This is a genomic window from Streptomyces sp. NPDC091376 (assembly GCF_044757085.1).
Classification (GTDB): Bacteria; Actinomycetota; Actinomycetes; order Streptomycetales; family Streptomycetaceae; genus Streptomyces; species Streptomyces pratisoli.
The window spans coordinates 1-7143 of sequence record NZ_JBIVUF010000048.1 but is presented as its reverse complement, the minus strand read 5'-3'; the positions used below and the strand labels follow the sequence as shown (position 1 = coordinate 7143).

Here is a 7143-nt window from a genome sequence, read left to right as displayed (position 1 = left end):
ACGCCACCCCCGCAACTACCTCGCCTTCCTCGGCCTCGCCGCCGCCCTGTGCTGCTACAAACGTCTCGTCCGCCTCACCACATAGGACACGGTCTAAGGTGTCACGGTCTCCTGCGCGGAACTGCGTCCAATTTCATTGGCCTTCGCCACTGAGGCTACCGCTTCCCTCGCCGCGGCCAGGGCGGACTTCGTCAGCGCGGATGAGTCGGGAGTCGGAGCCCCCTCGTAGCCCGCACCGTTGTACCTGAGGGTCATCACGACATTTCCCGTTCGAACGACGATGTCCGCGTGCCTGAACTGCACAGCGCCCGCGGTGGTGTTGTAGCTCAGTACCGTGGCCTCCTCGCCGATACCCCTTGCGGGCGAGACCAGGAGGCTCCTGGAACCCTCAGTCGCACGGATCTTGGAGACTTCCTTTCTATACGTGTCACGAGCGGGCTGCTCACCACCCGCCTGTCCGGTTTGGGGTCCGAACCGCCGGAAGAAGACATCGAGCCAGCGGTAGGTCGAGCCGTTGACGCCCAGGTCCTTCAAACCGTTCCAGTAGCACCAGCTGCTGTTGTTCGGGTCACCGCCAGTGCTGCTCGTACCTGCTTTGCTCTTGACCTCCGGTACCAGGGCATCGACTGTCGTGGCGGTGAGCGCTTTGCAGGGGGAGGGCAACTTGACGAAAACTGCGGGTGCCACGGCCATCGGGGACTGCTGGCCGGTGGTGGAGGAAGCCTCGGCGGACGATGTGGGGCGGATGCCAGAGGCTGGAGAGCAACTAACGACTCCGAGCACGATTGGAAGGGAAGCAGCGCATGTGAGTGCGCGGGTAAGCCGGTCGGCTGAGTTGTGCATGGATTATTGTTTCTTTCGTGGCGCGTTCCTCCTCGGGTGCCCGGTGATCTCAGGGTTCCGGTACAAGAGGCGGAGAGGGGAAGCGTCCATGTTCGAGGGGGAGGAATCTGAGGGGGAAAGCGATGACGGCCGGGTTCCGCTCGCTGTCTGGAAGACGGCTGGCATCGTGTACCGGCGCGGCGGCGTAGTAGTGGAGACGTAACTCCAGGGGGAATCAGTGTCGTAGTGCAGGCCGCCTGTGGTGAGGAAATGACACTGCCTGACTGAGGGCGCGAGAACAATTGCTTCGAAGAGGCGGGGGCGAGGTCACACTGGTTGAGTGGAAGCGCCATCGGGGTGCGTCCGAAAGGGTCATGAGAACTCGCACAAGCCTTGCCCGCAGGTCCGTCGAGCACGTCATACCTGGGTGGTGAGGCCGACTGCATCGTGTCAGAAGGGCCGGGTCAGGTTAACCGGAGGCTTCTCGCGGTGACATGAGTAATGCGTGCCTAATGGCTGGCGGGCATTCGGCGATCTGCGGCCGAGTATTCGTCTGTGTCGCAGACGGAAACTGCTCCACATGCCCTGCGTACACGCCAACGAGGCAGTGGGAAAGCATGCACCGGTCATTTTTGGAGTGGAGGCCTCAAGCGGTGGTATCTGGAGCGAGTGGAGTAGCTGGTATAGGTCAGCGCGTTCTTTGTGAATCGCGGGTCGTGGGGTGGTGGTTTTCCTCTCTCTCAGGGATGCGAAATGATGTGCCGCATGCCGTGCATATGATGGGTGCCAGTGCGAGTACGGACATGACGACCCTTACATTGCGCCTGCAGTCGCACACTGCTTTTACCCGCCCGACGGCTCTGCTGAAGGGCCTGTGCCTGGATGCCGGATCGTAGAAGCCTGCTGCACTGTCGGACAGAGCCAGTGCAGAGTGGGCGTTCAGGGCATGCTGGAACCGCTCGATGGCGGGCAGGTAGAGCCTCCTTGTGTCCGTGCGTATCTGGACCAGGGAGAAACCGTGGCTGGGATGGGGATGCTCAGAGTGCTTCATCCCGAGTTCCTCGGCAGTTGAGAGGAAACGGCGGTTGTGATAGCGGCCACCTCGTGAGGTGTCACGGAGACCGCGTGCCGCCGCGATGCCGTGCGCGGCTTCATGCAGCAGGCGCTGGAAGGAAAGCCCCGCCCCGCATACGGCTGAGGATTCCCCAATGAGGGACTCTGGAGTGGTCAGGTCGGGCAAATCTGGGTGATGCTTTTGAATAGCGACCCATGCAGCTGTAAGTTCGGCGGCGAGGACTGGGAGTGCCATAATCCGACTCTAAGGTTGAAGGGATGAACAGATCCTGAGTCATCGTCGGGAGATCGCTACACGCAGCGTTCTGGCATTCTCGAGGGGCGCCACTGGCCTGAACCGGAGTCGTGCCCGAGTTGTTTTGCAGGACACAGTTGCGCTTAGGTAGCGAAGACGGTTGCGATGATCCGGCCGATGCGGTCGCCGCGTAAGGGGACTTCCAAAGGATTCCGTATGGGCTGCGTCACCGCATCCCCGTCCGTCCTGTCATGGGCACAGGCATAACTGAGTGAGTCGGCCGTGATCGTGAGGAATGCAGCAGGCTGGGCGAGCGGCCGGAAGTGTCGGCAACCGGGGCGACGAGAAGGGTCCTTGGCGCGTTCACCTGTGCTCAATTTCTATGAGTAATCTTGCCACGCGCCGTAAGGCGCGTACTGGAGCGTAGTGCACAGAGCCACTCCCACAATATAGGGAAATGCTACTCACGCGTTGAGGGTGTTTCAGAGCTGCTGCGTTCACGCTTGGGAGGGGGATGCCCGCGTCGGTGTTCAGCATGCAAGATTGATCATGCCAGGCTTTCGGTAACAGGCCGGCGACTGTGTCCTATGTGGTGATCGGTCGTTGGGCTGTTCATGGGGCGGGGTACGTGGAGTTGGATTGTTCTGGATGGGCTGTGGGAGATCGCCGAGCCGCTGATCCCTCCGTCGAAGACGCGTCCGCAGGGCGGCGGAACGCAGGACATGCCTGATGAGACGCTGTTCGCGGCGATCATCTATGTGCCGGTGTCCGGTTGCTCCTGGCGTGCGTTGCCGCCTTGCTTCGGGATATCGAAGTCCACCGCCCACCGACGCTTTCTGATCTGGTCCAGAGCCGGTGTGTGGGGCCGGCTGCACGAGGCGATCCTGCACCGACTCGACGACGCGCAGCTCCTCGACCTCTCCCGTGCCGTCCTCGACTCCGCCCACGTCAGGGCGAAGAAGGGGGCGAACTCACAGGTCCGAGCCCCGTGGACCGGGGCAAACCGGGTTCCAAGATGCACGTCCTGTCGGACGCGAACGGACTGCCCCTCCTCGTCGGCGTCACCGCCGCCAACACCCACGACAGCGAAGCCCTGAAGCCCATGGTCGCGGGTCACCAAACGAGACACGACCCGCACAGCGGCCGCCACTTCAAGCCGCAGCGCCTGCACGCCGACAAGGCATACGACATCCACCCGCGGAAATGCCATCCCAGAGCCACCCACTCAGGAAAAGGACTCTGAGCTGCTCGTTTGCTCCCCGTTGGGCGCGGCCTGGCTGTCGAAGTCGCCCCGGAGCGGGACGGCGTCGAGTGGATCATCCTTGCTGGTGTCGATCGTGCCGTCGGGTCGGTTGTAGACGTCGTCGGCGAGGGTGGAGTCCGCGTTCCAGTCGCCGGCCGTGTTGCGCTCGGTCAGAGAGGCCAGGGCCTCGGCCATGTCGGTGTTCGGGCTCGCCCGCAGGCTGTGGGAGGTGATCTTGAGGCCGTTGATGCTGGCGACGCCGGCGGCTGCGCGTGCCCTGACCATCTCGAGCGGGTGCTTCTGATTAGCAACGAGGCTTCTACGTCAAGCGGATCCTGGTCTACTGGCCCCAACCAGGAACTGGACGAGAACAGGTCTTACAGTAGGGCTTGCCGGGAAACAAGTCGTGGCTTCCAGTTGCGGGGATCGTTGTTTTGGTATGGGGAGACGAAAGGGGATCGAGGCCGTCCTGGCTGCGAAGTTCCAGGCGTTGTTGCCGCATCTGGACGAGCGTCAGCGTCGACTGGCCATAGGGGCGGAAGCGCGGTCGCTGGGGCATGTCCGCCATGTCGTAGATCCCGTACGGAATCGCCTTCTCGGCCTGGCCGGGGAAGTCGTGCGTGTTGACCCTCACGGGGGCGGGATCAGGCTCGTTGCTGCTGCGGCGGGGGTCCGGGAGGGCACGGTCTCGCACGGGGTGGCTGAACTTGACTCCGGCCAGGCCCTGTTGGGGCGGGTCCGTCGTCCTGGTGGAGGCCGGAAGAAGGCGACCGATCTGGATGCGGGGCTGCGGCCGGCGCTGTTGGCGTTGGTCGAGCCCGATGAGCGGGGCGATCCGATGTCGCCGCTGCGCTGGACGACGAAGTCGACCCGGAATCTGGCGGCAGAGCTGACCAGCAGCCTGCGGGCGTGGGGGTAGTCGTGCCGTCCGACCGCCTGCCACCAGCGGCGGATCGAGGCAACGGCGAACGCCGCGGTGTCGTGATCGGTGCCGATGGGGACCCAGCCGGTGTTCGAGGCCGTCGCCGCCTTGCACGCCACCGCTTCCACGGAGGCTGGAACTACACCTTTCACCCCGCAGATCATCAACCGGGCCCAGCCCCGCTCCGGCAGCGCGAGTGGTCAGCCGAGGGCTCTCGCCCCCTCACGCTCCACGACCTGCAGCACCCCGAGCTGACCGGCATGCCCCGCAAGCAACTCAACGACCTCACCGACACCTTGATCCCCGCGCTTGAAGAGCACCGCGAACAGGTCCGCCACGCAGCCCGCGGCGGACCACGCCGCGTCGCCCCAGGCACCGGCCGCAAACACTCGCTTCAGGAGCTTCTCGGCCAGCTCTTCACCACCACTGCCATGACCATCAGCCGTGCAGTGAAAGACGTCCGCCCGCTCCTGGAAGCCAACCGTGTCTCTCTCCCCGCCTCAACAGCCCGTTTCCGCACGCCAGACGACGTCGCCCGATTCCTCGACCCTGACGAAACCAAGATCAAACCAAACGTGCTGATTCCCGGCAAGCCCTTAGGCGAGGCCAGTGCCGACGTGTACGAGTGGCCGTTCACCGGCTTGAAGGCCGGCCCTCTTCCTCGTCGGCCGGCTGGGGCCGGGATTCGCGGGAGTATCTGTCCCGGCCAACCCACAGAGTGAGCATCATGCTGCCGACCGCCAGAGCGACGATCCCCACGTTGAGGATCGCAATGATCGCATCACGGAGCATCGCAGACCCCCACTCAGTTGGCGTCGCTGTATGCACTGGCATGGTGGTTGAAGACCAGTCGGTTAGCTGCTGTCTTCGATTATCTCACCAACTCCATCCGATAGGATAGGTACTTTCTACTCGAACAGAGACGTCCCGGGAGTCGTCGCGCACGAGGGCGCCGCGGACTGGCCATCCTTGGCCGTCGGTTAGCTAAATGGACCCTTCTTCACTTGAGGGCAACCCGCGCCAGACCAGCCAAGAACTCCTGTATCTCACCACCTTACTCTGAAGAATAGTGTGATGCGTCATCAGGAGTGGCGGAGTAACTTGTTCTATTCGCGGTCTTGAGGCCGAGACCGGAAGCTATAGAGCTGACGCGAGTGTAGGTGGAGTATGCGGTATCGGGAACGCAGTACTTGTTTCCGCTGCTCACGATGCCGATTATTCTTCCTTTGGCGATCAACGGACCTCCGGAGTCGCCGCTGCAAATACTCTCAGCCTTGCCCGGGCGAGGCAGTGCGCAGAACGTTACAGAAGAGTCATTAGCCCACGGGCCGCACTTGCTCATAGGCGCTGTTACTAGCGTGGCCCGCTTCAGGCGTGACGATGTGGACGGATCAGCCTCGATCAGACTCGACCTGTCTTTGGTCGCACCCCAGCCAAGTGCCTCGGCGTTACGGCCATAGTTATACAAAGAGCTGTTGCTGTCCAATGCCAAAGGCATGGTCTTGTACGGCATGGGCCTATTCAGAGTCACCAACGCGGCATCGTAGTCGCTTGCGACTCCTTCATAGGAGGGGTGGGTCTCCACCTTTAGTGCATTCCGGATCTCGCCGCCCTTGTCTGCCAGATTTGTGCGGCCACCGATTAGGCGGACTTTGGACGCAGGGATGTCAAGATCTTCGAAACAGTGTGCGGCGGTAAGGACTGTATCGGGAGCGATCAGCGCTCCGGTGCAGAATTGACCCTTCTCGGGATGAAGAATTCCGATCAAAGATCGGTAATCCTTGGCCGGGACATGCTCTCCCCCCATAATTGCGTGCGCGGAAACTAGCGTGGTGGTCGTGAAGAGCAGGACTGCCGCTCCTGTCACACTCAGACGTCCAAGACTTCTCATTCGTGCCTCCCTAGCGGGGTGAATTAAGAACTGTCAGATTCCGGCTAGTGCGATCGGTGCACGCGTGCGCCGATCTGATTCCAACACCATGGACGCCTGGAGTTGGCTGCCGGGTGCAGGTAATAACTACTTATTCTGGTTTGCCCTCCACGGTCGATCCCGGACTGGTTGGCATCGCCCGTCAACGGTGCAGCGGCTGTCCCACAGCCACGCATTTTGTGCCGTTTGAGTCCCGAGTAGGGCTCCTGTGCTAACCCTGACCAGTCGGGCAGTTTCCTGCCCAACGGGGCTGCCGTGAAGGCGGGGCTGAACCACTCGGTCTCGGATGCGGGATGGGGGTGTTCGTGACGATGCTGCACGCCAAGGCTGAAAGCGCCGGACGATAGAGTAATCGCTGTGGCCCCCAGCAACACGTCCCGGACCTGCCCCCCGATGCGGACACGTCTCAGCGGAGAACCGGCCCACACAGGAGAAGTTCCACTGACTCTCCTGCGGCCACAGAGCGCACGCGGCCACGGTGGGTGCACTCAACGTTCTACGGGCCAGGCTGGCCCCGTCGCGAAGCCCCAGCGGCATAGCGAGAAGCCCCCGGCTCAGCCGGGGGAGTGGTCACGATGACGTCTGCATCGGGACGACGACGGAGGGGGCGGTCGATCAGGGAGGCGGCGCGGGCCTCGCGTTGTATGCGCAGATGGTTTGCGCGCTCCCGCTCGCTCAGGTGCTCCGGGACGCGCGGCTCTTCGAGTGCCACGTCACGCTCGGCGGCCTCGTCGTGGACGCGCCAGACGGTGCCCATTTCACTGGGCCGAGGGCTGGAAACTCTGCACCATCGTGTCGAACTGCTTCCGTGTGGTGGACCAGTCCTTCGCGGGGCTCGCCATGTAGAGGGCGTACTCGGTGCCGTCGTCCGCGTAGTAGACCTGGTCGATCGCCCGGCGCTCGCCCGCGTTGTTCTT

At 62.9% G+C, this 7143-nt stretch carries 6 protein-coding genes and 4 pseudogenes; 4 read left to right on the top strand and 6 right to left on the bottom strand.

Annotated elements, in window-relative coordinates; translation table 11 throughout:
• Positions 1-93 precede the first annotated feature (93 nt).
• Both ACIQMR_RS37940 and ACIQMR_RS37935 read right to left on the bottom strand, forming a co-directional pair.
• The gene (locus ACIQMR_RS37940) at positions 94-693 is read right to left on the bottom strand and encodes a DUF3558 domain-containing protein (RefSeq protein WP_401397629.1); all 600 of its coding nucleotides are present in this window, start codon (positions 691-693) and stop codon (positions 94-96) included.
• A gap of 817 nt (positions 694-1510) precedes the next feature.
• Positions 1511-2131 (bottom strand): hypothetical protein, encoded by a 621-nt coding sequence (locus tag ACIQMR_RS37935; protein ID WP_401397627.1) that lies wholly within the window; start codon positions 2129-2131, stop codon positions 1511-1513.
• A gap of 614 nt (positions 2132-2745) precedes the next feature.
• On the opposite strand from ACIQMR_RS37935, the pseudogene ACIQMR_RS37930 reads away from it, so the two are divergent.
• Positions 2746-3325: pseudogene (locus tag ACIQMR_RS37930) on the top strand (IS5 family transposase); the annotation flags it as partial.
• A 31-nt stretch (positions 3326-3356) separates the two neighbouring features.
• Here the strand turns inward: ACIQMR_RS37930 and ACIQMR_RS37925 are convergent.
• The gene (locus ACIQMR_RS37925) at positions 3357-3659 is read right to left on the bottom strand and encodes a hypothetical protein (protein WP_401397633.1); all 303 of its coding nucleotides are present in this window, start codon (positions 3657-3659) and stop codon (positions 3357-3359) included.
• A 55-nt stretch (positions 3660-3714) separates the two neighbouring features.
• The gene (locus ACIQMR_RS37920) at positions 3715-4008 is read right to left on the bottom strand and encodes a hypothetical protein (protein WP_401397624.1); all 294 of its coding nucleotides are present in this window, start codon (positions 4006-4008) and stop codon (positions 3715-3717) included.
• Here ACIQMR_RS37920 and ACIQMR_RS37915 point away from each other — a divergent pair.
• Positions 3904-4269, top strand: a pseudogene (locus tag ACIQMR_RS37915) (hypothetical protein); the annotation flags it as partial. The gene ACIQMR_RS37920 and the pseudogene ACIQMR_RS37915 sit on opposite strands and share 105 nt — an antisense overlap.
• Here ACIQMR_RS37915 and ACIQMR_RS37910 read toward each other — a convergent pair.
• Positions 4260-4394: pseudogene (locus tag ACIQMR_RS37910) on the bottom strand (ISAzo13 family transposase); the annotation flags it as partial. The pseudogenes ACIQMR_RS37915 and ACIQMR_RS37910 sit on opposite strands and share 10 nt — an antisense overlap.
• A 162-nt stretch (positions 4395-4556) precedes the next feature.
• On the opposite strand from ACIQMR_RS37910, the gene ACIQMR_RS37905 reads away from it, so the two are divergent.
• Positions 4557-5018 (top strand): hypothetical protein, encoded by a 462-nt coding sequence (locus ACIQMR_RS37905; RefSeq protein ID WP_401397621.1) that lies wholly within the window; start codon positions 4557-4559, stop codon positions 5016-5018.
• 332 nt (positions 5019-5350) lie between these two features.
• Here ACIQMR_RS37905 and ACIQMR_RS37900 read toward each other — a convergent pair whose 3' ends face one another.
• Positions 5351-6103: a S1 family peptidase gene (locus ACIQMR_RS37900; RefSeq protein WP_401397631.1), complete on the bottom strand. Its 753-nt coding sequence runs from the start codon at positions 6101-6103 to the stop codon at positions 5351-5353.
• A gap of 336 nt (positions 6104-6439) precedes the next feature.
• Between ACIQMR_RS37900 and ACIQMR_RS37895 the strand changes: the two are divergent.
• A pseudogene (locus ACIQMR_RS37895) lies at positions 6440-6737 on the top strand (zinc ribbon domain-containing protein); the annotation flags it as partial.
• Positions 6738-7143: the final 406 nt, after the last annotated feature.

What these genes read in the sequence shown, in the direction of transcription:
- ACIQMR_RS37940 (WP_401397629.1), bottom strand. Translation starts at nt 693, where the DNA reads ATGGCCGTGGCACCCGCAGTTTTCGTCAAGTTGCCCTCCCCCTGCAAA.
- ACIQMR_RS37935 (WP_401397627.1), bottom strand. Translation starts at nt 2,131, where the DNA reads ATGGCACTCCCAGTCCTCGCCGCCGAACTTACAGCTGCATGGGTCGCT.
- ACIQMR_RS37925 (WP_401397633.1), bottom strand. Translation starts at nt 3,659, where the DNA reads ATGGTCAGGGCACGCGCAGCCGCCGGCGTCGCCAGCATCAACGGCCTC.
- ACIQMR_RS37905 (WP_401397621.1), top strand. Translation starts at nt 4,557, where the DNA reads ATGCCCCGCAAGCAACTCAACGACCTCACCGACACCTTGATCCCCGCG.
- ACIQMR_RS37900 (WP_401397631.1), bottom strand. Translation starts at nt 6,103, where the DNA reads ATGGGGGGAGAGCATGTCCCGGCCAAGGATTACCGATCTTTGATCGGA.